At 65.6% G+C, this 24,291-nt stretch carries 20 protein-coding genes and 1 other RNA gene; 15 read left to right on the top strand and 6 right to left on the bottom strand.

Annotated elements, in window-relative coordinates:
- The first annotated feature begins 25 nt into the window (after positions 1-25).
- From MHA02_RS11100 to MHA02_RS11090, 3 genes are all read left to right on the top strand, one after another.
- Entirely contained in the window at positions 26-1,174 is a 1,149-nt protein-coding gene (locus MHA02_RS11100; protein ID WP_147078708.1) for a nuclease-related domain-containing protein, read from the top strand.
- Positions 1,175-1,405: 231 nt separating this feature from the next.
- Positions 1,406-2,170 carry an SEC-C metal-binding domain-containing protein gene (locus MHA02_RS11095; RefSeq protein WP_170249173.1) on the top strand — a complete coding sequence of 255 codons (765 nt, stop codon included), beginning with the start codon at positions 1,406-1,408 and terminating at the stop codon, positions 2,168-2,170.
- Between the two features lie 337 nt (positions 2,171-2,507).
- Positions 2,508-2,717 carry a cold-shock protein gene (locus tag MHA02_RS11090; RefSeq protein ID WP_147078706.1) on the top strand — a complete coding sequence of 70 codons (210 nt, stop codon included), beginning with the start codon at positions 2,508-2,510 and terminating at the stop codon, positions 2,715-2,717.
- A gap of 363 nt (positions 2,718-3,080) precedes the next feature.
- Here MHA02_RS11090 and MHA02_RS11085 read toward each other — a convergent pair whose 3' ends face one another.
- Positions 3,081-3,311, bottom strand: coding sequence for a hypothetical protein (locus MHA02_RS11085; protein WP_147078705.1), 231 nt, complete (start codon positions 3,309-3,311; stop codon positions 3,081-3,083).
- 410 nt (positions 3,312-3,721) lie between these two features.
- On the opposite strand from MHA02_RS11085, the gene MHA02_RS11080 reads away from it, so the two are divergent.
- From MHA02_RS11080 to MHA02_RS11070, 3 genes are all read left to right on the top strand, one after another.
- Positions 3,722-3,931: a cold-shock protein gene (locus tag MHA02_RS11080; RefSeq protein WP_147078704.1), complete on the top strand. Its 210-nt coding sequence runs from the start codon at positions 3,722-3,724 to the stop codon at positions 3,929-3,931.
- Between the two features lie 111 nt (positions 3,932-4,042).
- Positions 4,043-4,411 carry a DUF6481 family protein gene (locus MHA02_RS11075; protein ID WP_147078703.1) on the top strand — a complete coding sequence of 123 codons (369 nt, stop codon included), beginning with the start codon at positions 4,043-4,045 and terminating at the stop codon, positions 4,409-4,411.
- A gap of 68 nt (positions 4,412-4,479) precedes the next feature.
- Positions 4,480-4,677: a hypothetical protein gene (locus tag MHA02_RS11070; protein WP_147078702.1), complete on the top strand. Its 198-nt coding sequence runs from the start codon at positions 4,480-4,482 to the stop codon at positions 4,675-4,677.
- Between the two features lie 73 nt (positions 4,678-4,750).
- Here the strand turns inward: MHA02_RS11070 and MHA02_RS11065 are convergent, their stop codons facing one another.
- The 3 genes from MHA02_RS11065 to pepN all read right to left on the bottom strand — a co-directional run bounded on the left by MHA02_RS11065 (position 4,751) and on the right by pepN (position 11,349).
- Positions 4,751-5,284 (bottom strand): Dps family protein, encoded by a 534-nt coding sequence (locus MHA02_RS11065; RefSeq protein ID WP_147078701.1) that lies wholly within the window; start codon positions 5,282-5,284, stop codon positions 4,751-4,753.
- 158 nt (positions 5,285-5,442) lie between these two features.
- Positions 5,443-7,833 (bottom strand): PAS domain-containing sensor histidine kinase, encoded by a 2,391-nt coding sequence (locus MHA02_RS11060; protein WP_147078700.1) that lies wholly within the window; start codon positions 7,831-7,833, stop codon positions 5,443-5,445.
- 882 nt (positions 7,834-8,715) lie between these two features.
- Complete coding sequence (pepN, locus tag MHA02_RS11055) at positions 8,716-11,349, bottom strand: aminopeptidase N (RefSeq protein WP_147078699.1); 2,634 nt, start codon at positions 11,347-11,349, stop codon at positions 8,716-8,718.
- 130 nt (positions 11,350-11,479) lie between these two features.
- On the opposite strand from pepN, the gene MHA02_RS11050 reads away from it, so the two are divergent.
- Positions 11,480-11,920: a VOC family protein gene (locus MHA02_RS11050; protein ID WP_147078698.1), complete on the top strand. Its 441-nt coding sequence runs from the start codon at positions 11,480-11,482 to the stop codon at positions 11,918-11,920.
- Between the two features lie 142 nt (positions 11,921-12,062).
- On the opposite strand, the gene MHA02_RS22125 is transcribed toward MHA02_RS11050, so the two are convergent.
- Positions 12,063-12,227 (bottom strand): hypothetical protein, encoded by a 165-nt coding sequence (locus MHA02_RS22125; protein WP_170249171.1) that lies wholly within the window; start codon positions 12,225-12,227, stop codon positions 12,063-12,065.
- A gap of 188 nt (positions 12,228-12,415) precedes the next feature.
- Between MHA02_RS22125 and rnpB the strand changes: the two genes are divergently transcribed.
- The 8 genes from rnpB (at position 12,416) to murD (ending at position 22,371) form a co-directional block, all read left to right on the top strand.
- Positions 12,416-12,813, top strand: an RNA gene (gene rnpB / locus MHA02_RS11045) — RNase P RNA component class A.
- 373 nt (positions 12,814-13,186) lie between these two features.
- Positions 13,187-14,233 (top strand): 16S rRNA (cytosine(1402)-N(4))-methyltransferase RsmH, encoded by a 1,047-nt coding sequence (gene rsmH, locus MHA02_RS11040; RefSeq protein ID WP_147078697.1) that lies wholly within the window; start codon positions 13,187-13,189, stop codon positions 14,231-14,233.
- Positions 14,230-14,664 carry a cell division protein FtsL gene (gene ftsL, locus MHA02_RS11035; RefSeq protein WP_147078696.1) on the top strand — a complete coding sequence of 145 codons (435 nt, stop codon included), beginning with the start codon at positions 14,230-14,232 and terminating at the stop codon, positions 14,662-14,664. Before rsmH ends, ftsL begins: the two co-directional genes overlap by 4 nt.
- A gap of 110 nt (positions 14,665-14,774) precedes the next feature.
- On the top strand, positions 14,775-16,565 hold the full coding sequence (locus tag MHA02_RS11030) for a peptidoglycan D,D-transpeptidase FtsI family protein (protein WP_147078784.1): 1,791 nt from the start codon (positions 14,775-14,777) through the stop codon (positions 16,563-16,565).
- Between the two features lie 70 nt (positions 16,566-16,635).
- On the top strand, positions 16,636-18,105 hold the full coding sequence (locus tag MHA02_RS11025; RefSeq protein WP_147078695.1) for a UDP-N-acetylmuramoyl-L-alanyl-D-glutamate--2,6-diaminopimelate ligase: 1,470 nt from the start codon (positions 16,636-16,638) through the stop codon (positions 18,103-18,105).
- Between the two features lie 253 nt (positions 18,106-18,358).
- Complete coding sequence (locus tag MHA02_RS11015; protein WP_147078694.1) at positions 18,359-19,819, top strand: UDP-N-acetylmuramoylalanyl-D-glutamyl-2,6-diaminopimelate--D-alanyl-D-alanine ligase; 1,461 nt, start codon at positions 18,359-18,361, stop codon at positions 19,817-19,819.
- A gap of 106 nt (positions 19,820-19,925) precedes the next feature.
- Complete coding sequence (mraY, locus tag MHA02_RS11010; RefSeq protein ID WP_147078693.1) at positions 19,926-21,008, top strand: phospho-N-acetylmuramoyl-pentapeptide-transferase; 1,083 nt, start codon at positions 19,926-19,928, stop codon at positions 21,006-21,008.
- Between the two features lie 4 nt (positions 21,009-21,012).
- Positions 21,013-22,371 carry a UDP-N-acetylmuramoyl-L-alanine--D-glutamate ligase gene (murD, locus tag MHA02_RS11005; protein ID WP_147078692.1) on the top strand — a complete coding sequence of 453 codons (1,359 nt, stop codon included), beginning with the start codon at positions 21,013-21,015 and terminating at the stop codon, positions 22,369-22,371.
- A gap of 125 nt (positions 22,372-22,496) precedes the next feature.
- Here murD and MHA02_RS11000 read toward each other — a convergent pair whose 3' ends face one another.
- Positions 22,497-23,960, bottom strand: coding sequence for a methyl-accepting chemotaxis protein (locus tag MHA02_RS11000; protein WP_147078691.1), 1,464 nt, complete (start codon positions 23,958-23,960; stop codon positions 22,497-22,499).
- Positions 23,961-24,291 lie beyond the last annotated feature (331 nt).

Genomic DNA, 24,291 nt, shown 5'->3' with positions numbered 1-24,291 from the left:
AATAATAGCGGTAGAGATTGATCGAATGACCCATAATATCCGCCCCGAATCAGATATATTTTCTGATTTAGCAACAATCTGTTCTAAACCTGGGTTTGCGCACGTTATAGCAGCGATTTGTTTCAGAGACAACGTAATTGGCATTAAAGATGAAATAGACGCCAAAACTATTGCGGGACAATTCAGGGATAACAGATTAATTCGAACTGAGATATCGACTCTAATTGGCCTGTGGTTTCGATCTGGCTGCTCTGTCGATATAGTAAGCCAACGAACTATATCAGAGCTAGCTATTCGAACAGAGCAGATTCTTGAGGAGTTGCACACCGTTATTGGGCGCCCCTTAATTGACGAAATTTCGACAGCAAAGCCAGCCTCAAACAAGAATCCTTTTTTAAAGGGTGAAGTCCTTCGAGAACCAATATTCTACGGTGGGGATTCCGCTTACGGATTTCAATATCGTGATTTCTCGAAGCTTAAATACGCATCCGATAACGAATGGCTAATCAAAAATAGAAATATTGACGTTAGTTTGGCAGTGAATATAGTTTCTATTATAGGAGAGTTTCAGAATGAAAATTTGAAACGCCATCTACTTACTTTGAAAAATGCAAATCAATCGACATGGACTATGCTGCCTGGGTTTGCTTTTTCTGCTGCAGAGATAGCAGAAAATTCGGCCTATACCCCTGATCAAGTGCGATTCGTTATTGAGGCTTTTTCTCCGCCGTTAGAAACGGGCAACAGTCAGTTTTCGAAAATTGGAGATTTCAATATTGTAAACGCATATCCAATAATACGCATTGAATCCGAAAAGTATTTGTTGTTTCATTATTATACGCTATTTGAAGCACTATATGAGAATCCGTTTTTCTGGATGATTGCGGACAAAAACTACAAGGAAATCGCTGCTAAAAACAGGGGAGAATTTTTAGAGAAGTTTGCTTATGAAAGACTGAAGACCGTATTCGGCACGAGCAAAGTATATCGCAACGTCAAATTAGAAATTCCTGGCAAGAAAGATGCGGGCGAAATCGATGTTTTGGTTATTTTTGCAGGAAGAGTTCTGCTAATCCAAGCAAAAACTAAACGGTTAACAATCGAAGCCAGAAAAGGCAATGATCTCGCTATTGCCGCTGATTTTAAAGCAAGCATTCAAGACGCCTACGATTAAGGCTGGCTATGTTCAGACTTGATTCTTAGAACAGAAACTGTTCTGAGAGACGACTGCGGAAACCTGATAAATCTTAGTAAAAGCATTCGCAAAATATACCCTATTTGTCTCATTTCAGATCATTACCCAGCTCTTTCTTTCCAGTCGCGAATTTTTCTTCGCACTAACAAGCACGAAATTATATCTCAACCATTCGTGTGTGATATATTTAACTTGGACGTAATGTGCGAAATGTTGCATACTCCTTTATACTTACTAAGTTATATAGACAAGAGACTGCAATACAATGATAGAATATTTTCAGTAAACGAATTAACAATACTGTCGTATCACATAAAAAGAAATCTATGGATAGGTGATAATCACGATTTTGTTCAGCTGCATGAAGATATTTCTGCTGATCTCGACGCAGCTATGCTCGTGAGACGGGAAGGCCTCCCAGGACAACGTACGCCTGATGGGATATTGACAAGATTTACAAACACAAGTTTAGGACAGCTCATTTCTCGGATCGAAGCATCAGACAATGAACACAGTGTCGATTTCGGTTTTTTGTTGCTTACACTTTCCGAGGAAACGTTAGAATATATCAGCAACGGCATTGATCGTATTAGTGCAATGACGATAAGCGATGGGGGTTTCCATGACTTAACAGTTGGAATAGGAGACGCTAATGCCGGTTTAACAATTCACTGCAGCCTCTCAGATATTGATATTTCTTCAAAAAAACTAAAATCACATTGCGAGATAAGAAAATATAGTCAAAACGCGCGTGAGTGGTATGGCATTCTCCTGCGTCCTAATGTGCCTTCTCCTATTTTTGGAGTATCGTTAAAATACCCTTGGAAGAAGAATGCTAAACTAGATTATTTGGTGAGTACTATGCCAAAAGGTATGAAATTCACGAAGCGTAGCAGCAGATTTAATATGAAAATCGGCAGAAATGATCCATGCCCGTGCGGCAGTGGAAAAAAATTTAAGAGATGCTGCCTTTAAGTTGAGTAAATTAATTATTCTTTTTGCCTTTTATTTGAGATGAAAACTTTTATTACTGGGAAAATCATATTGGAAGCCGTCGCGAGCGCAATCTCGGAGACAATAATCCTGAATTGTAGGTGGCTCTGTCAGGCTTCGGTCCTTAGAATTGCCAGAGCCTTGCCATCCCGCCCCAGCACCCCATCTCCTACGTATCGATCTGTGGCCGGACTTTCCGGGCCGTGACTCCTTCGCAGGGCGGTTCCGTCGTTTCCACCCCTATCGGTATCTCCGGCCCTTCGCGTCCGCGCGGAGTGCTAACCACATGACAAGCCTGCGAAGATTCTAAGGATTCTACATGACCACCGGTACCGTGAAATGGTTCAACGAGACCAAGGGCTTCGGCTTCATCCAGCCGGATGACGGCGGACAGGACGTGTTCGTACACATCTCCGCCGTCGAGCGCGCCGGCATGCGCAACCTCGTCGAGGGCCAGAAGCTCTCGTTCGAGCTCGAGACCGACAAGCGCTCCGGCAAGAAGGCCGCCGCGCAGCTCCAGTCGGCCTGATCCGTCGAACCGTTTGCCGGCCCCGTCGGGTCCGGCGCTCGGCAGGAAAGCCGCTCCCTCGGGGGCGGCTTTTTTCGTGGGTGGAGCGCCTTCCCTCCCCCTTGTGGGGAGGGATCGAGGGTGGGGGTGGTTCCGCTGGCCTGGGTTGGTGGCAGGCGGAGCCACCCCCACCTCCAACGCCTCCCCACAAGGGGGAGGAGAGCCCGCGCGTACCCATGAAAAAGCCGCCCGGCGAGGAGCGGCTTCTGTTGGGTGACCCAAATCGTCATTGCGAGCCGAAGGCGAAGCAATCCAGGGTCGCTTCACCACCGGTGTGGGGTGGCCCTGGATTGCTTCGCTACGCTCGCAATGACGGAGGAGGGCTCAGCTCTCGCTGGACTCGCTCGCCTCCGTCTCCGTCGTCTCGCTCTCGCCGGCCGGCTCGGCGGCGGGCTTCGGGGCGGCGGGGCTGTCGCGGCGGAAGCGGGAGGGGGGCGAGCGGCGGGCGGAGCCCTTCTCGACTTCGCCGGTGGAGGCGGCGATCTTCTTGGCGCGGGCGTTGAACTCGGCCATCGAGAGGCCCGGCGTGCGCCCGTTCGGGGTGTTCTGAGCCATGGTCTGTCCTCTCTGGGCGCTGCGCGGCGGCCGGTGCCCGGCATCCGTCGGCGACAGCGTGGCAAATGATGATTCGCTCAGGGCCGCGCTCCGAGACGCTCGGAAGATGCTGACGGCCACGGCGTCGCCCGAGGCGCCGGATTGCGCAGGGGGTCCGGGGAGATAACACGTCCCGGGCCGCGATGTGCCGATAAATTCCGCGCGGGGTTTCGTGCGATCTTCTCCCAGCCTTGCCGGGAGGAGCACAAAGGTCTATTAAGCCACCATCGATCTAAGCCCGGAATTTGGGCCGTGTACGCCTTCGCAGGGCGGTTCGGAATTTCTCGACTTCTATCGGTTATCGGACGGTTCGCCACGGTATGGCGGCCGATGCACTACGCACGATTTCCTGCGAAGCGACAAGGACGACTATGAGCACCGGCACCGTCAAGTGGTTCAACGAAACGAAGGGCTTCGGCTTCATCCAGCCGGATGACGGCTCCAAGGATGTCTTCGTACACATCTCGGCCGTCGAGCGCGCCGGCATGCGCAACCTGATCGAGGGCCAGAAGATCTCCTACGAGATGGAGACCGATCGCCGCTCGGGCAAGCAGTCGGCCGGTTCGCTCCAGAGCGCCTGATCCGACATCGACGCCGAAGCCGCTCCGGTCCGGGGCGGCTTCTCTCGTTTCTCAGCATCCAATCCATTCCAGGCCAGGCCATCGGGGCTGCGGCCGCTCTAAGGACCCTACGTGAGCTTCATCAGCCAGAACAAACTCGACGACCGTCTCTCGGCGCAGCAGAAGGCCCGCGAGGCCATGGTGGAACGCTTCCGCAAGCGCCCCGCTGCAGACGATCCGGCCGTCATCGCCCGGAATGCCGAGCGCAAGGCGATCGCCGAGGCTCGTGAGGCCCGCGCCGAAGAGCGCGAACTCGCCCGCATCGCCGAGGAAGAGCGCAAGGCCGCCGAGATCGAAGCCGCCCGTCAGGCCGAGATCGCCCGCAAGGCCGCCGAGGTCGAGGCCGCCGCCGAACGTGCCCGCGAGGCCCAGGCCGCGCAGAAGGCCGAACGCGACGCCCGCTACGCCGCCCGCAAGGCCAAGATCAAACTGCGCCGCTGAGAAGCGGCCCTCCGGCGTCGCCTCGTGGTGACGCTCCGAACCACGACGAACCAGAAAGCGAGGGCTCCGTGCCCCATAAATTCAAGCTCGGCCAGCGCGTGAAACGCACGCGCCCGTCGTTCTCCGACGACAAGGCCGGCTTCGGCGACATCTCCGAGGTCGTGCGCCTAATGCCGGCGGATCAGACCGGCGAGGTCTCCTACCGCATCCGCTCCGGCTTCGCCGAACGAGCGGTCCGCGAAGACGAGATCACCGAAGCCTCCTGAAACGAAAGAAGCCCCGCATCCTGGATGCGGGGCTCTTTTTTGGCCGGTACGCGTCCCCGGAAGGGGAGGGCGGTCAGTGGCCGCCCTGCGTCCCGTCGCGGGTGGACTCGTAGAGGAACCACGTGCGCTCCTCGGACTGGTCGATCCACTCCTCGAGCAGGCTCGTAGTCGAGACGTCGTTGGCCTCGTCCGTCACGCTGTGCAGCTCGCGCATGTTGGCGGTGAGGTTCTTGTTGTCGTCGCGCAGCTCCTTGAGCATGTCGAGCGGCGAGACGTAGTCCGCGTCGTTGTCCGAGACCCGCTTCAGGCCCTCCGCCTGTCCGAGGGACCGCAGCGTCGTGCCGCCGATCTTGCGGGCGCGCTCGCCCACCGCATCGATGATCCCGAAGATCTGCTCGCTCTGCGCGTCGAGGAGCAGGTGGTAATCGCGAAAGTTCGGGCCGCTGACGTGCCAGTGGAAGTTCTTCGTCTTGATGTAGAGCGCGAAGAGATCCGACAGCAGGACGGTGAGGCCCTCGGAGATCTTCGTCACGTCGGCCGGATCGAGATCGGTCGGGGTGTTGAGGCGGTCGCTGGCGACGCGCAGGTCGGGTTTGGCCTTGGCCATGGTCTCACTCCATTCGGGGTTGCTGTCTCGGTGATGGCGCCCGCCGCATGCCTCTTGGCGCGGCGCGTCATGCCCCGAAAATGACTGGCAAAACCGAATGTTCCCCGTTGCATGCCCGCACTGCATGAGGCGGGCAGCTTAGAGTAATTCTAATTAACTCAGCCGTTCGAAACGGCCCTGTCGTCCGGCCGCGGCATGGCGCCCGAGACGAGGCGCAGGCTGTCGACGGTCACGTCGGCGCTCGGGCGGCTGAGGGCGGCGAGGCGCTCCGGCGTGGGGGCCGGCAGGCGCACCATCACGATGGTGCCGACGCCCTCGTCGGAGCGGATGCGCAGGGCGCCGCCGTGCAGCTCCGAGGTCGAGCGGGCGATGGCGAGCCCGAGGCCCGACCCGCGGTGGCTGCGGGTGAGGTTGTTCTCGACCTGCTCGAAGGGCCTGCCGAGCTTGGCCAGGGCGCCCTTCGGGATGCCGATGCCGGTGTCCTCCACGAACAGGTGGACATAGGTGCCGCAACTCCGGCCCCGCACCGAGACCCGTCCGCCGGCCGGCGTGAACTTCACCGCGTTCTGCAGCACGTTGCCGAGGATCTGGGTCAGCGCCCGGTCGTCGGCGAGCAGGCGCAGGCTCTGCTGCATCTCCACGCAGACGCGGAGGTTCTTGGCCTTGGCCTCCAGCTCGATCAGCTTCACCGCGCCGCGCACGGCATCGGCCGCGACGATCTCGTGGCGGTCGAGGCTGACGCGCTTGGCCTCGATGCGGGCCATGTGGAGGATGTCGTCGATGACCGAGAGCAGGTAGGTGCCGCTCTCGCGGATGTCGCGGCAGTAGGTGGCGTAGCGCGGGTCGCCGAGGCGTCCGTAGACCTCGCTCTCCATCAGGTCGGCGAAGCCCATGATGGCGTTGAGCGGCGTCCGCAGCTCGTGGCTCATGTTGGCCAGGAACTCGGATTTCGCCTGGTTGGCGATCTCGGCCTTGGCCTTCTGGTCGAGATGACGTTCCGCGAGATCGGCGAGCTGGTGTGTCTGGAGTTCCAGCGTCCGGCGCGAGCGCTTCAGGTCCTTCACCGTGGCGATCAGCTCGCGCTCGGAGACCACGAGCTTCTCCTGCTGGCGCTTCAGGCCCGTAATGTCGGTGCCGACCGAGACGTAGCCGCCATCCTTGGTTCGGCGCTCGGAGACCTGGAGCCAGCGGCCGTCGGTCAGCTCGACCTCGAAGGTGCGCGCAGCCGGGCTGGCGCGGCCGACGTCGGGGAGTTCGCGCCGCACCGGCGGCAGCACGCCACGGCCCATGATGTCGGCATAGCGGCGGCCCGGGATCGCGTCCTCGTTGGAGAGGGCGTGCAGGTCGCGGAACTTCGAGTTGCAGAGGACGAGGCGGTTCGAGTCGTCCCAGAGCACGAAGGCCTCGGAGATCGCCTCGACGGCGTCGCGCAGGCGCATGTCGGCGGTTGCGGTGGATTCGGCGAGGCGGCGCTGCTCGGTGACGTCGACGGCGATGCCGACGAGGTGGCGGCTGCCGTCGGCCTCGTCGTGGACGATCTCGGCCCGGGTGCGCAGCCAGATCCACTCGCCGGAGGCACCGCGCATACGGAATTCGTGATCGATGGTGGCCTGGGCGGCGGCGAGGTGGCGCGCGAGGCTGTAGAGGTCGCCGTCCTCCGGATGGACCAGGGCGTTGACGTCGCCGAAGGAGAGCAGGCCCTTCTCGGCGGGGTAACCGAGCATGGCGTACATCGAATCCGACCAGAAGATCTCGCCCCGCGGGATGTCCCAGTCCCAGAGGCCGCAGCGGCCGCGCCCGAGCGCCGTGTCGAGCCGGCGGCGAACCTCGTCGCAAACCCGGTCGGCAGCATGCGCCCGGCGGGTCTGGAGGGTATAGGCGGCACCGATGCCGACGACGACGAGGGCGGTCGCCCCGAACAGCACGGCGAGGGTACAAAGCCGCTCCCACCACGCGGCGGTCACATGCGCCACGGGCCGGATCACGGCGACCTGGCCCGTGCCGTCGGCCAGCCGGTGCACGGCGGCGATGACCTCGGCGCCATCGGCAAGGCGCAGGATCATCGCACCGGCCGTCTCTGCGAGTGAGCTGAGGACTTGTTCGGCGCCGAGAACCGCGGTGAGCGTCGCAGGCGTCCGATCCTGAAGCGGATAGGCAGCGACGATCCGGTCGTCACGGCTGACGACGAAGACCTGACGGCCCGGATGCGTACCCGCCGGCATCAGCCGATTGAGGCGCTCCTGAGCGGAGGTGCGGGCGGTCTCGCCGGTGACGCCATGCTCGCTGAAGGCCGCAGCCCCGAGCCGTGCGAATCCCTCGACCTCGGCATGGGCAGCGCGCACCACCTCGGTGTGCTGCAGGCGGAGGTGCAGGGCGATGACGCCGAGCAGGCAGAGCAGGAAGCCGGCGAGCATCCCCGGGACGGCGAAGCGCAGCCAGGTCTCGGCCCGCATCATCCGTTCGTGTGCTGCCGTTCGCGGTCGCCGGATCCCGAGGATCGTATCGGCGCGCACGCGCGCGGCCAGGGAAGCGGAACCCGCCTCCGGCATGTCGATCTCCACATCTGTACGGCTGGCACGCCCCGAAGCAGTCACGAACGCTCGCTTCGAATCGTATTCATATTGAGCACTGAGACGCCCAATTTGTCCACGGTTTTTACGGGCCTTGTTGTTGACTCCTTAAGAAAGACGCGGGCCGAAGCGAGTCGGGTCAGCCGCCTAAAAACGCGATTCGCTGCAAAGACTTAGATAAATTTTTCGCTTGGGTGTCGCAGGTGTGTCGCAGTCGCGCGGTTCCTTTCGCGAGACGGCCTCCCACAATGCCGTTCGGACCGTGTCCGCGAAGCGTCACCGGGGCCAGAACGCAGCGCGTTTTCGCCGGGCGAAGCCAGCGCGCTCGAGGCGCGAAACGGTTCGAACACCCGGACCGATCGTCGTCGCAAGCGAGGCGATCCGGGCCGCCGCCGCTCCTTCTCCGGCTGGATCGCTCGGATCCGCTTCCGTCCTCTCGAACAGGGCGAAGCAAGGACGGAAGGTAATACCGTTTCCGGTTGATCGGTTCGGCGGTGCGCGTTCCCCCTCTCCCCGCACGCGGGGAGAGGCCCGCATGGACCTCGTCGTCCATGCGGGAAGCGTAGGCGAAGCCGAAGCGGCGGTGAGGGGGCGGCGCCAGATGAGGCTCCTTCGTCGAAGCCCCCTCACCGTCGGCTGCCGCCTCGCCGTGCCCCGGCAAGGGGCACGGCCCTCTCCCCGCAAGCGGGGCGAGGGGATGCGCGCAGCCCGAACGGATCATCAGGAAACCGTATAAGATCGACGTTCCGGCGGCGTGGTGCCGAATACCGGTCCGACGCACCGGAGACGGCATGGCTATACGGGTCCGGCGCCCGGTTGCTGTGTCGAGCCCTCGAAGGCGGCCGAACGCCGCCTTGTCCGTCATCCGGCGAGACTGCGCCCCGCGATATCCACCACGTCGCGGGAGAGGCCGCCTGCTCCCGCGATTCCGCGCAGGGCTCCTTCGGCTGCAACGCGACGCACGGGCTCCAGCTGGCGCCAGGAGCCGAAGGCGGTGAGGAGGCGGGCGGCGATCTGGGGGTTGCGCTTGTCGAGGGCAAGCACGGTCTCGGCCACCAGTGCATAGCCGGCGCCGTCGGGCCGGTTGAACTGGGTCGGATTGGCGAGGCTGAACACGCCGATCAGCGAACGGACGCGGTTCGGATTGGTCATCGAGAAGGCCGGGTGCCGCTGGAGGCGGCCGATGCGGGCGATGGTATCGTCCTCCGGGATCGCGGCCTGGATCGCGAACCACTTGTCGAGGACGAGGGGTTCGGCGGTGTAGAGCGCGGCGAAGGCCGCAAGCTCGGCCTCGCGGGCTTCGCCCGGGATCAGCGACAGGGTGGCGAGACCGGCGAGCCGGTCGGTCATGGTGGTGGCGGACGCGATCTGCTCGCGGGCGAGCGTCGCCCCGTGCTCCGGATCGGCGACGGCGATCAGGTCGAGGGCCGCGTTGCGGAAGGCGCGGCGTCCGGCCGAGGCGGCATCCGGGCTGAAAGACGCCCCAGCCGGCTCCGCCAGTCGATCGCGCACAGAAACGAGCCGGTCGCGCAGGCGTGCGGCGATGCCCTGCCGCAGCCGGCGCCGTGCCGAAAAGATCGCGTCGGGATCGATGTTCGCGCCGATCTCGCCCGCGACCTCGCCCTCGCTCGGCAGGGCCAGCATCAGCGCCGCGAAGGCCGGATCGCGCAGGGCCTCCTGGTCGACGAAGGCAGCGAGCGCATCGGCGAGCCCGGCGGCGCCGTCGAGGGTCTCAGATCCGCTGCGCGCGCCCTCGATGACGATGCGGAGCGCCACGCGCTGGGCCGATTCCCAGCGGTTGAAGGCGTCGGTGTCGTGGCGCAGCAGCGTCAGGCGCTCGGCATCGCTCAGGGCGATCTCGACGCGGACCGGAGCCGAGAAATCGCGGAACAGCGAAGGCACCGGCGGCGCCGCGATGTTCTCGAAGGTCAGGCCGTCCTCGGCCTCGTCGAGCACGAAGACGCCGTCGCGCAGCCGCTCATGCGTCACGTCGAGAGGGCCGTCCGGTCCGACTAGGCCGAGCGCCACCGGGATCACCAGCGGCGGTGCATCGGCGCCGGCGCCCGGCCGGGTCTGGCGGATATTGAGCCGATAGGTTTTCGCCGTTGCATCGTAATGCCCGGAGACGGCGATGCGCGGCGTGCCGGGGCGCTCGTACCATTGCGCGAAATGCGCGAGATCGCGGCCGGTCTCCGTGGCGAAAGCCTGCAAGAAGTCCTCGACCGTCGCGGCCGTGCCGTCATTGTCCGAAAAGTAGCGGTCCATGCCCTTGCGGAATGCCGAGTCGCCGATCAGCGCTTTCAGCATCCGCACGATCTCGGCGCCCTTCTCGTAGACGGTCGCCGTGTAGAAGTTGTTGATCTCGGCATATTGCTTCGGACGCACCGGATGGGCCAGCGGCCCGGCATCCTCCGGGAACTGGCGCGCCCGCAGGGTGCGAACCTCGCCGATGCGGTGAACCGCCCGCGAACGCATGTCCGACGAGAATTCCTGATCGCGGAAGACGGTGAGGCCTTCCTTGAGGCAAAGCTGGAACCAGTCGCGGCAGGTCACGCGATTGCCCGACCAGTTGTGGAAGTATTCGTGCGCGATGATCGCCTCGATATTGGCGTAGTCGGCGTCGGTCGCCGTCTCGGGGCTGGCGAGCACGTATTTGTCATTGAAGATGTTGAGGCCCTTGTTCTCCATCGCGCCCATGTTGAAGTCGGACACGGCGACGACGTTGAACACGTCGAGATCGTAGGCGCGGCCGAACACCAGCTCGTCCCAGGCCATCGAGCGGGCGACGGCGTCGAGGGCGTACTCGGCGCGGGCTTCCTTGCCGGGCTCGACATAGACGCCAAGGGCGACCGCGCGGCCCTCGGAGGTCGTGAAGCTTCGGCCGACGTGGCCGAGGCGGCCGCCGACGATGGCGAAGAGATAGGCCGGCTTCGGGTGCGGGTCCTGCCAGATGGCATAGTGGCGGTCGGTGCCGGGCACCTCTCCTGTCTCGACCGGATTGCCGTTGCCGAGCAGCACCGGCGCCTCGTCCCGCGAAGCCTCGATGCGGGTGGTGTAGACCGAGAGGATGTCGGGACGGTCGAGGAAATAGGTAATGCGCCGAAAACCGTCGGCTTCGCATTGCGTGCAGTAGACCCCGCTGGAGCGATAGAGCCCCATCAGCTTGGTGTTGGCGGTCGGGTCGACCTGCGTCTCGAGGGTGAGCCTGAACGGGCGCTGCGGCGGCGCATGCAGGGTCAGCCCCGACGGCGTCGCCGTGTAGGCCTCCGCCGGCAGCGGCTCACCGTCGAGGCGGAGACTCAAAAGAGTCAGTTCGTCACCGTCGAGCACCAGCGGCGCGATCGGCACACCGGCCGGGTTCGGGCGCACCGCCAGCACCGCCGTCATCCGGCTCGCTTGGCGATCGAGGCGGATGTCGAGGTCGACCGTGTCGATGAGGTGATCGCTCGGGCGGTAGTCCTGAAGGCGGATCGTCGGGGGCGTCTCGGTGCGCATGGGCGGCTCGACCTCGGGCTCGGACGGGGCGGATGGGTCTCTATCGGGGCCGCTGCCGCCGCGCGCAACCGTTGACGCCCGCCGTCCCGGAGCCATCTCACCCGGCACGGCACGCAGCTTGGGATCAACGATGAAATATCTGCACACGATGGTTCGCGTAGCGGATCTCGACTCGGCCCTCGACTTCTATGTGAACACGTTCGGGCTCCAGGAAATCCGCCGGGTCGAGAACGAGAAGGGCCGCTTCACGCTGGTCTTCCTCGCCGCCCCGGACGATGCCGGCCGCGCCGCGGCGGAGAAGGCTCCGGAAGTGGAGCTGACCTGGAACTGGGACCCGGAGACCTATTCCGGTGGGCGCAATTTCGGGCATCTCGCCTATCAGGTCGACGATATCTACGCGATCTGCCAGCGGCTGCAGGACAGGGGCGTGACCATCAACCGGCCCCCGCGCGACGGTCACATGGCCTTCGTGAAATCGCCCGACGGCATCTCGATCGAGTTGCTGCAGAAGGGCGAACGCAAGCCGCCGCAGGAACCGTGGGCGTCGATGGAGAACACCGGCAGCTGGTAGGTTTTTTGTTCGCTCGCAAACACAATGCCGTCATCCCGGGGCCGCGCAGCGGAACCCGGGATCCACAAATGGCCGCAGCGTGTCGGGTGGATCCCGGGTTCTCGCCTTCAGCGAGCCCCGAGATGACGGAGCGGTACCGAATCTACGGGCTCGCCGCAGGCGTGATGCCGAGTTCGGCGAGCTTGGCGGCGACCGCCTCCACCGGGCGCTTCAGCTTCAGGCTCATCACCGGGAGCGTCAGGCCTTCGCGGGCCATCTCCTTCAGGCTGTGAACGGCGTCCAGGCTCCATTGTGTCTCTGTCGACATGGCGCAACCTCCTTCGCGGCGAGAGGCCCGACCCGGCGGTCCGTGGCCTCATTGCCTGCCAGAGTGACCCTCTCGTGCGACGCGGACAACCGGGCGCCGAAAATCCGTGCAGGCCCGGAAATCGGGCAGGCCATCTCCCGCGAATGTCCTTGACCGCCGAGGTGCCCGCGGCGCACATCCGCCGCGGATCAGTCGGCCGGGCGGCCGCTCCATGCTCGCATGGGGAGGAAAGTCCGGGCTCCATGGAGAGACGGTGCCGGATAACGTCCGGCGGGGGCGACCCCAGGGACAGTGCCACAGAGAGCAGACCGCCTTGCTTTGCAAGGTAAGGGTGAAAGGGTGCGGTAAGAGCGCACCGCGGACGCGGCAACGCGGACGGCACGGCAAACCCCACCGGGTGCAAGACCGAATAGGGGCGACACGCTCATCCCCGCGAGGGGACGAGCAGGCCCGCTCTCCAGGCCCGTCGCCCGGGTTGGTTGCTTGAGGCGGTCGGCGACGATCGTCCCAGAGGAATGGCCGCCACGTCCGGGTGCCGCAAGGCGCCCGGGCCCTACAGAACCCGGCTTAAAGGCCGGCTGATTCCCTTGGCTTTTCGAGATACGGGATTCCGGAGCGATCCCCCGGAATCCCTCTGCTTTTTGACGATCGATTAACCTTGCTGAGGTCTCTTCCGACGAGGCCCATCTCGCATGGCCACGCTCGTTGACGGCGCTCGAAGGCTCATGGTACCCGGATCGAACCCGCTCAAGGTGATTTTCGGATCAGCGGATTTTCGCCTAGGTTGCCAGGCGGGGATTCGTGCGCGGGCCTGTGGCCGCCGTGCGCCCGGTAACGCCACCTCTGCCCGGACCGCCCTGGCGCGGTCGCTGCGCGCTGCAGGATCGCATGAGCCGGTTGTCTTCGGAAACGACGAGATTCGCAGCGATTCCGCCGGCAGCGGTGTGCGAGGTTCTGCGATGAACCGGCCTTCGCGCAGGGGCGCGCCCGGCGAGGGGCCGCACGTTCCGGTTCTCATGGCCGAGGTGCTCGACGCCCTCGATCCGACAGGCCCGGGCCTCGCCGTCGACGGCACCTTCGGCGCCGGCGGCTACACCCGCGCACTGCTGGACCGCGATCCTGCCCTCCGCGTCATCGCCATCGACCGCGACGCCACGGCCATCGCCGGCGGCGCGGCCCTCCAGACTTATGCCGGCGACCGGCTCCGCCTCGTCCAGGGCCGCTTCGGCACCCTCGACGCGCTGGTGCGGGCCGAGGGTGAACGCCAGGCCGACTGGGTCGTGCTCGATATCGGCGTCTCGTCGATGCAGCTCGACCGGGCCGAGCGCGGCTTCTCCTTCCGCAACGACGGCCCCCTCGACATGCGCATGTCGAGCGAGGGCCAGAGCGCCGCCGACCTCGTCAACGAGGCCGACGAGGAATGGCTCGCCGACATCTTCTTCCATTACGGCGAGGAGCGTCGCGCCCGCGCCGTGGCCCGCACCATCATCGAGGCCCGCCGCCGCGGGCCGATCGAGACCACGGGCCAGCTCGCCGAGCTGATCGCCGGCGTCGTGCGGGTCGAGCCCGGCAGCCACATCCATCCGGCGACGCGCAGCTTCCAGGGCCTGCGCATCGCGGTGAACGACGAACTGGGCGAACTCGTCGCCGCGCTCCACGCCGCCGAGCGCATCCTGAAGCCCGGCGGCCGGCTCGCGGTGGTGACCTTCCATTCGCTGGAAGACCGCATCGTCAAGCAGTTCCTCTCGGCCCGCAGCGGCCGCGCGGTCCAGGCCTCGCGCCACGTGCCGAGCGTCGAGCGGCCGGCGCCGAAGAGCTTCTCTCCGGTGACCAAAGGGCCTGTGCTGCCCTCCGAGCAGGAGTGCCACGTCAACCCGCGCGCGCGCTCCGCGAAACTTCGCGCCGCCGAGCGCACCGACGCCCCCGTGCCCGAACCGCTCGACGCGGTGCAGGCGCTCGCTGTCCTTCCGGCCACCGCCGGGCTTCGCGGAGGATCGCGTCGGTGATCCGTCTCTTGAATTTCCTGGCCGTGTTCGGCCTGATGGCGGCGGCCGTCTACGCCTACTCGACGAAGTACGACACGCTCTACCAGTCGGCCCAGGTCTCGAAGCGGAAGACCGAGCTGCACACGGAGCGTCAGGCCATCGCGGTACTGCGCGCGGAATGGCAGCTGCTGACCCGTCCCGACCGGCTCCAGGCCGCCGTCGAGCGCCATCTCGCCCTGGAGCCGATCGGCACCGAGCACTTGGCGCGGATGTCCGACCTGCCGGCGCGCCCCGATCGCGGCGACGAGATCGGGCGGCTGCTCGCGGCCACCGCGACGCCGAAGGATAAGCCGACGGTCAAGGCCGACGAGCCGCGCACCACCGGCTCGATCACGCGCTCCACCACGACCCGCACCGTCAGCACCCGCACGCCGTCCACGGCTTCGAGGTAAAATCCGTGTCCGAACACCCTCCGCAGGATCAGGACGTGCCGGCCGCGGACGCGCAGGCGGAAGCGGATTCGCAGGCCGGGCACCACGCCGTGCCGGACCACGAGCACGCCATGGCGGAAGCCGTCGAGCACGCGGAGGATGCGCCCGAGCGCATCGTCGCGGTCGAGCCGCGCGCGCCGTTCCTGGTCAGCTTCTACCGGACCATGACCCGGCTCGCGATCGAGCGCTCCTTCACCCGCGTCGGCATCGTCGGCCTCGGCTTCGGCGTGGTCTTTCTCGCCATCAGCGTGCGCCTGATCGTGATGGCAGCGACGCCCGGCAACGGCTCGGACGACCACCGCGTCGCGGCGGCCGCGACCACGGCGATCCGCCCGGACATCATCGATCGCAACGGCGAGATCCTCGCCACCGACATCCGCACCGTCTCGGTCTTCGCCGAGCCGCGCAAGATCTACGACAAGGACGAGGCGACGGAGCTTCTCACCGCCGTGTTGCCCGAGCTCAACGCCTCGGAGCTGCGTGCCAAGCTCTCGACGAAGAAGGGCTTCGTCTGGGTCAAGCGCGAGATCACGCCGAAGCAGCAGCTCGAAGTCCACCGCCTCGGCATCCCCGGCGTCGGCTTCCTGCCCGACCACAAGCGCGTCTATCCGAACGGCGTCGCCGCCGCCCACATCATCGGCGCGACGAACCTCGACAATGTCGGTATCGCCGGCATGGAGAAGTACATCGACAACCAGGGCAACGGCGCCCTCAACAGCCTCGGCTTCGTCGCCAAGCAGGCCGACCTCGCGCCGGTGCAGCTCTCGCTCGACCTGCGCGCCCAGTTCGCGGTGCGCGACGAGCTCGTGAAGGGCATCGAGCACTTCAAGGCCAAGGCCGGTGCCTCGATGATCCTCGATGTGAACACCGGCGAGGTGATCGCGCTCGCCTCCTATCCCGATTTCGATCCGAACGAGCCGAAGGACGCGCTCTCGGCCGACCGCATCAACCGGATGAATGTCGGCGTCTACGAGATGGGTTCGACCTTCAAGGCGATGACCCTCGCCATGGCGCTCGATTCCGGCAAGTACAACGTCAACTCGACCTTCGACACCCGCGGCGGCGTGCTGAACTGGGGCCGCCAGCGCATCCACGACTACCACGCGACGGGCCGCGTGCTGACGATGCCGGAGGTGTTCACCCACTCCTCCAACATCGGCTCGGCCAAGATGGCGCTCGGCGTCGGCATCCCCGGCCACAAGGCCTTCCTGCGCAAGATGGGCCTGCTCGACCGGATGCGGACCGAGCTGCCCGAAAGCGCCTCGCCGATCCTGCCGCCGCGCTGGAGCGAGATCAACACGATCACCATCGCCTTCGGCCACGGCATCGCCGTCGCCCCGATCCAGGCGACCGCCGCCGTCGGCGCGATCATCAACGGCGGGGATTTCATGGTCCCGACCTTCCTGAAGACGGACGAGGCCACCGCGCGCGCAAAGTCCACCCACGTCATCTCGGCCCAAAATAGCGAGGCGATGCGCTTCATCATGCGGCTGAATGCCGTCGAGGGCTCGGCCAAGAAGGCGTCGGTGCCGCTCTACTACGTCGGCGGCAAGACCGGCACGGCCGAGAAGGTGATCGGCGGCCGCTACAACAAGAACCGCCTGTTCACGACCTTCATGGCCGCCGCCCCCATGGACAAGCCGAAATACCTCTTCGTCACGCTGATGGACGAACCGCAGGGGCTGCCCGAGACCGGCGGCTACGCCACCGCCGCCTACAATTCCGGCTCAGTGACGGGTAAGATCATCGAGCGCGTCGCGCCGATCCTCGGCCTGCCGCCACAATTCGATCCGCCCGCGAAGCCGTTCCCGCTGATGGTCAAGCTCGGCGCGTATCACGCCAACATGGTCGACGGCCGGTGAGCGGGGCTCCTGCGTCGAAGGTGTGCATCCCCTCGCCCCGCCAGCGGGGAGAGGGGGGAGGCTCCGCAACATGACCGCGCCAATCCTCCGCTCCCTATTCCCCGAGACCGACGCCGGCGAAGCGCCCGTCACCGCCGTCACCGCCGACAGCCGCAAGGTCGTACCCGGCAGCGTCTTTGTCGCGATCCCCGGCACGAAGGCCGACGGACGGCTGTTTGCCGCCAAGGCCGCCTCCGCTGGCGCCGTGGCGGTCGTCGGCGAGGGCGAGCGCCCGGCCGATCTGCCCGCCGAGACCGCCTGGATCGCAGTGCCAGACGCGCGCCGTGCGCTCTCGCTCGCGGCCGCCCGATTCTCCGGACGGCAGCCCGAAACCGTGGTCGCCGTCACCGGTACTTCGGGAAAGAGCTCGGTCGCCGACTTCGTCCGCCAGATTCTCTCGAAGATCGGCCGCGAATCCGCCAGCCTCGGCACCGTCGGCATCGTCACCAACCGGGGCGCGGCCTACGGCTCGCTGACCACCCCCGATCCGGTGACGCTGCACGAGACGCTGGCGCGGCTGGCGGATGACGGCATCACCGACCTCGCCATGGAGGCGTCGTCCCACGGGATCGAGCAGCGTCGCCTTGACGGAGTCGCGTTGGCGGCGGCCGGCTTCACCAATCTCGGGCGCGATCACCTCGATTATCACCCGAGCGTCGAGGCTTATCTGGAAGCCAAGCTCCGGCTGTTCACGACGCTGCTGCCGAAGGGCCGGCCGGTGATCGTCAATGCCGATGGCGCCTATGCCGAACGGGTCATCGGCACTGCCGATGCGGCCGGCCACGAAATCCGTAGCACAGGCCGGGCCGGCCGCTACATCCGGCTGGAGGATGCCCGCACCGAGGGGTTTTCACAGGCGCTGACGCTCCGCGGTCCCGGCAAGGATGGCGAGACGACGTACACCGTCAAACTTCCCCTCGTCGGCGGCTTCCAGGTCGAGAACGCCCTCGTCGCGGCCGGCCTCGCCCTGGCGACGCCGGGCGGCGCGGCCGATCCGGCCGGCGTGTTCTCCGCGCTCGAGTCCCTCATCGGCGTGCCGGGCCGCATGGAGCGGATCGGCGAGGCCAACGGCGGCCTCTGCCTCGTCGACTACGCGCACAAGCCCGAGGCGCTGGAGCACGTTCTGACGGCGCTGCGGCCCTTCGCCGGCGGACGCCTCGTCCTCGTCTTCGGCTGCGGCGGCGACCGCGATACCGGCAAGCGGCCGATCATGGGCGAGATCGCCCAGCGCCTCGCCGACCGGGTCATCGTCACCGACGACAACCCCCGCAGCGAGGAACCCGCCGCGATCCGCGCCGCCATTCTCGCCCACGCCCCGGACGCGGAAGAGATCGGCGACCGCGCCGAGGCGATCCGCACGGCTGTCCATGCCCTCCAGCCGGGCGACGTGCTCGTGGTGGCCGGCAAGGGCCACGAAACCGGCCAGATTGTGGGCGACCGCGTGCTCCCGTTCTCGGACCACGACGCGGTCCGCGCCGCGATCGCGGAGTTGAAGCAGTGACCACTCCGGCAGACCCGCGCTTTCCCCTCTCCCCGAACGCGGGGAGAGGGTCGAATGCACCTTGTCGTGCATTCGGCAAGCGGAGGCGCAGCCGAAGCGATGGTGAGGGGGCGCTTCCGAGAGAGGCTCTTCCGGCACCGCCCCCTCACCATCGGCTGCCGCCTTGCCGCGCCGACGACAAGGTCGTCGCGACCCTCTCCCCGCGTGCGGGGAGAGGGGATGCTCGCGACCGTTGCGCCCATTCGGAGGCCGCATGACCGATACGACCTCCCTTTGGACGCCCGCCGCCCTCGAAGCCGCCACCGGCGGCAGCCTTCACGGCGATGCGCGCGCCGTCACCGGTGCCTCGATCGACACCCGCACCCTGCAACCCGGCGACCTGTTCTTCGCGATCCGAGGGGAGGCCCGAGACGGCCATGACTTCGTGCAGTCCGCTCTGGAAAAGGGCGCCGGCGCGGCCGTGGTCTCGCAGGACCGCGCGGGGGAGTTCGAAGGCCCGGTGCTCGCAGTCCCCGGCGGCGGCGGGGACCCGGTTCTCGACGCCATGCGCGCCCTCGGCATCGCCTCTCGCGCCCGCTCGACGGCCGGTATCGTCGCGGTGACGGGGTCGGTCGGCAAGACCGGCACCAAGGAGGCACTGCGCCACGTGCTGTCGGCGCAGGGCGAGACCCACGCCTCCGTCGCCTCCTACAACAACCATTGGGGCGTGCCGCTGACCCTGACGCGGATGCCGGAGACGGCACGCTACGGCGTGTTCGAGATCGGCATGAACCACGCCGCCGAGATCGTGCCGCTGACGGCGCAGGTCCGGCCGCAGGTCGCGCTCGTCGTCACCGTCGAGCCGGTGCATATCGAGCACTTCCGCTCCCTCTCGGCCATCGCCGACGCCAAGGGCGAGATCTTTTCCGGCATCGCGCCCGGCGGCGTCGCGATCCTCAACCGCGACAACCCCAACTACGAGCGGCTGCTGGCCCATGCCCGTGCCTCTCGGGCCGGCCGCGTCGTGACGTTCGGCGAGCACGCGGAGGCCGACGTGCGGGCGAACCGCATCGTCACCCGGCCCGACCTCTCGGTGGTCGACGCCACCGTGATGGGCGTGCCGGTCACCTACCAGCTCGGCACGGCCGGGCGGCACACCGCGATGAATTCGCTCGGCGTCCTCGCCGTAGTCCATTCGCTCGGCGCCGACCTAGCCCGCGCCGCGATCTCGCTGGCCGGGCTCAAGCCCCCGGTCGGGCGCGGCGAGCGCACGGCGCTGGCCATCGCGGACGGCGAGGCCTTTCTGGTCGACGAGAGCTACAACGCCAACCCCGCCTCGATCCGCGCCGCCTTGGCCACGCTCGCCGGCATCGAGACCGGCGGACGGGGCCGCCGCATCGCGGTGCTCGGCGACATGCTCGAACTCGGGCCCTCGTCGGAGCTCCGCCATCGCGAGCTCGCCGATGCGGTCCGCGCCAATGGCATCGACCTCGTCTTCACGGCAGGCAGCATGATGCGCCACCTGTTCGAGGCATTGCCCGTGGCCAACCGCGGCGTCGCCGCCGCGACCTCGGGCGAACTCATGGACGCGGTGCTCGACAGCCTGCGCCCGGGCGACGCCGTGATGGTGAAGGGCTCGAACTCGATCCGGATGGGCAGGATTGTGGAAGCGGTGAAGGCCCGCTATGCGGTCGGCACCGATCCGCGGGAAGCGCCACGCAAGGTTGCGCCCTGACCGAATGACGCCGGCCGTCACGCATCGCGGCCACGTTCCCTGACACCGCGACACCGCGCACCGCGAGGCGCCCGGACGCGATCATGACCGCGGCGATTGCACCGACATGCTGTACCTCCTCTCGGACCTGACGAGCAGCTTCAACCCGCTCAACGTGTTCCGCTACATCACCTTCCGCACCGGAGGGGCGCTGTTCACGGCGGGCCTGTTCGTCTTCTGGTTCGGGCCGTGGATCATCTCTCTGCTGCGCCTGCGCCAGGGCAAGGGCCAGCCGATTCGCGAGGATGGCCCGCAGACCCATCTCGTGAAGCGCGGTACGCCGACCATGGGCGGGCTGATGATCTTGGCCGGCTTCCTGGTCGCCGTGATCCTCTGGGCCAACCCGCGCAACCACTACGTCTGGGTGACGCTGGCCGTCACCGTGGGCTTCGGCGCGATCGGCTTCTATGACGACTACCTCAAGGTGACGAAACAGTCGCATCTCGGGTTTTCGGGCAAATTCCGGCTGGCGCTGGAAGCCGCCATCGCCGGCGCCGCCTGTCTGCTGATCTCGATCTACTCGCCGGCCGGCCTCCAGAACGAACTCGCCTTCCCGGTCTTCAAGGACGCGCTGCTGAACCTCGGCTGGTTCTGGGTGATCTTTGCAGCCTTCGTCATCGTCGGCGCCGGCAATGCCGTGAATATCACCGACGGGCTCGACGGCCTCGCCATCGTACCGGTGATGATTGCCTGCGGCACCTTCGGCGTCATCGCCTACCTCGTCGGCAACTCCTTCACCGCAGGCTACCTGCAGGTGAATTACGTGCGCGACACCGGCGAACTCGCGGTGGTCACCGGGGCGGTGATCGGGGCGGGCCTGGGATTTCTCTGGTTCAACGCGCCGCCCGCGCAGATCTTCATGGGCGATACCGGCTCGCTGGCACTGGGCGGCCTGCTCGGCACCATCGCGGTGGCGACGAAGCACGAGATCGTGCTCGCCATCGTCGGCGGCCTGTTCGTGCTGGAGATGATGTCGGTGATCATCCAGGTCGCCTCGTTCAAGCTCACGGGCAAACGCGTCTTCCGCATGGCGCCGATCCACCACCATTTCGAGCAGAAGGGCTGGAAGGAGGCACAGGTCGTGATCCGCTTCTGGATCATCGCCGTGATCCTGGCGCTCGCCGGCCTCGCCACGCTGAAGCTGCGCTGAGACGATGACTCCCGCCTCCACCTTCGCCGGCCAAAAGCTCGCCCTGTTCGGCCTCGGCGGCTCCGGCCTCGCCACGGTCCACGCGCTGAAGGCCGGGGGCGCCGACGTGATCGCCTGGGACGACAGCCCGGAAAGCGCGGAACGGGCGCGCGGGCTCGGCATCACGGTCTCGGATCTGCGCGAGGCCGACTGGTCCGGCGTCGCAGCCCTCGTGCTCTCGCCCGGCGTGCCGCTGACTCATCCCGAGCCGCACTGGACCGTCGGGCTGGCCAAGGCCGCCGGCATCCCGATCATCGGCGACATCGAGATCTTCTGCCGCGAGCGCGCGGCCATCGCGCCGGATGCGCCCTTCGTCGCCATCACCGGCACCAACGGCAAGTCGACGACCACGGCCTTGATCGCCCACGTCCTCGCCCAGGCCGGCTACGACGTGCAGATGGGCGGCAATATCGGCACCGCGATCCTGTCGCTGCAGCCGCCGTCGCGCGAGCGCATCCACGTCGTCGAGCTCTCGACCTTCCAGATCGACCTGACGCCGTCGCTGAAGCCGGGTGTCGGCATCCTGCTCAACCTCACGCCCGATCATCTCGACCGGCATGGCACCATGGAAGCCTACGCTGCCATCAAGGAGCGCGTGGTGGCTTCCGCCGACCTCGCGATCCTCGGCGTCGACGACGCCCATTGCGCGGCCATAGCCGGCCGCCGCTCCGGGCCGATGATCCGCGTCCACGTCGCGGGCCACGGCGATGCGGCGGCGGACCTCGTCGCCAGCGAGGGGAGGGTGCTCGAAGGCGACACGGTGCTCGCCGACCTCGACGGCATCGGCTCGCTGCGCGGCGCCCACAACTGGCAGAACGGCGCGGTGGCGACGGCGGCCGCACGCGCCTTCGGCGTCGAAGGCGACGCGTTGGCGGCGGCCCTAAAAAGCTTCCCCGGCCTCGCCCACCGGATGGAGCAGGTCGGCCGGCGCGGACGCGTCCTGTTCGTCAACGATTCCAAGGCGACCAACGCCGATTCCACGGAGAAGGCGCTCACCGCTTTCCACGACGTGCACTGGATCGTCGGCGGCAAGGCCAAGGAGGGCGGCATCGCACCGCTCAGCGCATTGTTCGATCGCGTGGCGCACGCCTACCTGATCGGCGCATCGAGCAAGGCCTTCGCGGAGACCCTCGAAGGCCGGGTGCCCTACACGTTCTGCGAGACGCTCGACGTGGCCACGGGCAGAGCAGCGGAGGCGGCTGCGGCCTCCGATGCACCGGAGCCGGTGGTGCTCCTGTCACCGGCATGCGCTTCGTACGACCAGTTCCGGAATTTCGAGATCCGGGGTGACCGGTTCCGGGAGTTGGTGACGGCACTGGGTTGAGAAAGGTCGGCTCGGCCGCCGTCCGTCATTGCGAGCGCAGCGAAGCAATCCACGGCCAACGCACGGCCGTTGCGTGTGTCGCCCTGGATTGCTTCGCCTTCGGCTCGCAATGACGAGAGTGGTGCCTACCGCGCCAGCACCTGGGCCGCCTGCCGCGTCGTCGCGACGGCGTCGGAGACCTCCGAGACCGCCGTCGAGATCGCGTTGATGTTCTCGGAGATGTCGCCGACGGCGCGGGAAGCGTCCTGCATGTTGGCCGACATGTCGCGGGTGACGGCACTCTGCTCCTCCACGGCCGCGGCGGTGGCCACGACGTGGTTGCGCACGATCTCGACCGAGCCGCGGATCGAGTCGAGGGCGCCGACGACGTCGTTCGAGACCGCCTGCACGCTGTTGATCTCGCCGTTGATCTGGTCGGTGGCGCGGGCGGCCTGGGCCGCGAGGTTCTTCACCTCCTGGGCGACGACGGCGAAGCCGCGGCCGGCCTCGCCTGCGCGGGCGGCCTCGATGGTGGCGTTCAGCGCCAGCAGGTTGATCTGCGAGGCGATGGTGTTGATCAGCCCGACGATGCCGGTCATCGAGCTCGCCGCATCCGAGAGCTTCTGCGTGAAGTCGCTCGCCTGCTGAACCCGCTCGAAAGCGAGGTCGGTGGCGTCCTGCGACTTCGCCATGCTCTGCGAAATTTCGGAGACGGAGGCTGCGAGTTCCTCCGCCGCGGCGGCCATGGTCTGGACGCTGCCTGAGGTCATGTGCGCCGCGCCGATCGCAGCGCTGGATTCCTGGCGGGACCGGCTCACGGCATGGTCGATGTCCTCGATCATCGTGCCGAGGCGCGTCAGCAGGTTCATCTGGTCGGTGACGTCGGTGGCGAACTTGACGATCTTGTAGGGCCGGCCGGAGGCGTCGAAGATCGGGTTGTAGCTCGCCTGGATCCAGACTTCCCGGCCACCCTTGCCGACCCGCTTGAACCGGCCGGCCTGATAGCTGCCCTGCTTCAAGGCGGCCCAGAACGCGAGGTAGTCGGCACCCGCGCGCTGAGCCGGGTCCATGAAGAGGCGGTGATGCTGGCCCTTGATGTCGGCCAGGGCGTAGCCGGTCAGTGCCAGGAAGCCGTCGTTCGCTTCGAGGATCTCACCGTCGAGGGTGAAGGAAATCACCCCCTGCGACTTACGGATCGCTGCGATCTGGCTTGCCCGGTCCGCATCGTCGGCCTTCTGGCGCGTGATGTCGGTGGCGAACTTGACGACCTTGTAGGGTTTGCCGTCCCGCCCGAAGACCGGATTGTAGGAGGCCTCGATCCAAACCTCGCGGCCGCCCTTGGCGACCCGCTTGAACTGGGCGGCCTGGAATTCGCCGGCACGCAACTTGTCCCAGAAGGCGCGGTATTCCGGCGACTGGCGATAGCCCGGCTCGACCAGCATGCCGTGAGGCTGGCCGACGATCTCAGCCAGCGAATAGCCGATCACGCCGAGAAAATTCGCGTTGGCCTTGAGAATGGTCCCGGACAAATCGAACTCGATGATGCCTTGAACCCGGTCCAGGGCAGCGAGCGTAGCTTCGGTCTCGGTGTTTTTTCTCAGCGCGAACATCGAACGGCAATCCCCCCACGGCCACCCGACGGTCCCGAATACATGGGGATTCATCCAAAACCAGTGACCAGCACCGGACGGGGAGTATTCCGATGATTCGCGTGTCGGCGAGTGCTTATTCCTTCGCAACTTTTGATACGTTCGGATTGCTTAAAAATTTCCTCGTCTGGATGGGAATTGCTCAACTGCGGCAAAACGACCGACCTTCCGGTCGCCGGTGGGGGGAGCCGGCGACCAGTTGAATTCATTTCCAATCGGTGGCGGCGCTGCCGCAGGATCGCGTTGGCGGCGGACCGTACCGTAGTCCGCTCGTTTGGAAGGTGCCCTAGCT

Source organism: Methylobacterium haplocladii, assembly GCF_007992175.1.
Taxonomy (GTDB): Bacteria; Pseudomonadota; Alphaproteobacteria; order Rhizobiales; family Beijerinckiaceae; genus Methylobacterium; species Methylobacterium haplocladii.
This window is presented reverse-complemented; position numbering and strand designations above follow the sequence as displayed.

What these genes read in the sequence shown, in the direction of transcription:
- MHA02_RS11085 (WP_147078705.1), bottom strand. Translation starts at nt 3,311, where the DNA reads ATGGCTCAGAACACCCCGAACGGGCGCACGCCGGGCCTCTCGATGGCC.
- MHA02_RS11080 (WP_147078704.1), top strand. Translation starts at nt 3,722, where the DNA reads ATGAGCACCGGCACCGTCAAGTGGTTCAACGAAACGAAGGGCTTCGGC.
- MHA02_RS11000 (WP_147078691.1), bottom strand. Translation starts at nt 23,960, where the DNA reads ATGTTCGCGCTGAGAAAAAACACCGAGACCGAAGCTACGCTCGCTGCC.
- MHA02_RS11030 (WP_147078784.1), top strand. Translation starts at nt 14,775, where the DNA reads ATGGCGGAAGCCGTCGAGCACGCGGAGGATGCGCCCGAGCGCATCGTC.
- mraY (WP_147078693.1), top strand. Translation starts at nt 19,926, where the DNA reads ATGCTGTACCTCCTCTCGGACCTGACGAGCAGCTTCAACCCGCTCAAC.
- MHA02_RS11065 (WP_147078701.1), bottom strand. Translation starts at nt 5,284, where the DNA reads ATGGCCAAGGCCAAACCCGACCTGCGCGTCGCCAGCGACCGCCTCAAC.
- MHA02_RS11015 (WP_147078694.1), top strand. Translation starts at nt 18,359, where the DNA reads ATGACCGATACGACCTCCCTTTGGACGCCCGCCGCCCTCGAAGCCGCC.
- MHA02_RS11100 (WP_147078708.1), top strand. Translation starts at nt 26, where the DNA reads ATGACCCATAATATCCGCCCCGAATCAGATATATTTTCTGATTTAGCA.
- MHA02_RS11025 (WP_147078695.1), top strand. Translation starts at nt 16,636, where the DNA reads ATGACCGCGCCAATCCTCCGCTCCCTATTCCCCGAGACCGACGCCGGC.
- MHA02_RS11060 (WP_147078700.1), bottom strand. Translation starts at nt 7,833, where the DNA reads ATGCCGGAGGCGGGTTCCGCTTCCCTGGCCGCGCGCGTGCGCGCCGAT.
- pepN (WP_147078699.1), bottom strand. Translation starts at nt 11,349, where the DNA reads ATGCGCACCGAGACGCCCCCGACGATCCGCCTTCAGGACTACCGCCCG.
- murD (WP_147078692.1), top strand. Translation starts at nt 21,013, where the DNA reads ATGACTCCCGCCTCCACCTTCGCCGGCCAAAAGCTCGCCCTGTTCGGC.
- MHA02_RS22125 (WP_170249171.1), bottom strand. Translation starts at nt 12,227, where the DNA reads ATGTCGACAGAGACACAATGGAGCCTGGACGCCGTTCACAGCCTGAAG.
- MHA02_RS11050 (WP_147078698.1), top strand. Translation starts at nt 11,480, where the DNA reads ATGAAATATCTGCACACGATGGTTCGCGTAGCGGATCTCGACTCGGCC.
- MHA02_RS11090 (WP_147078706.1), top strand. Translation starts at nt 2,508, where the DNA reads ATGACCACCGGTACCGTGAAATGGTTCAACGAGACCAAGGGCTTCGGC.
- rsmH (WP_147078697.1), top strand. Translation starts at nt 13,187, where the DNA reads ATGAACCGGCCTTCGCGCAGGGGCGCGCCCGGCGAGGGGCCGCACGTT.
- MHA02_RS11095 (WP_170249173.1), top strand. Translation starts at nt 1,406, where the DNA reads ATGTTGCATACTCCTTTATACTTACTAAGTTATATAGACAAGAGACTG.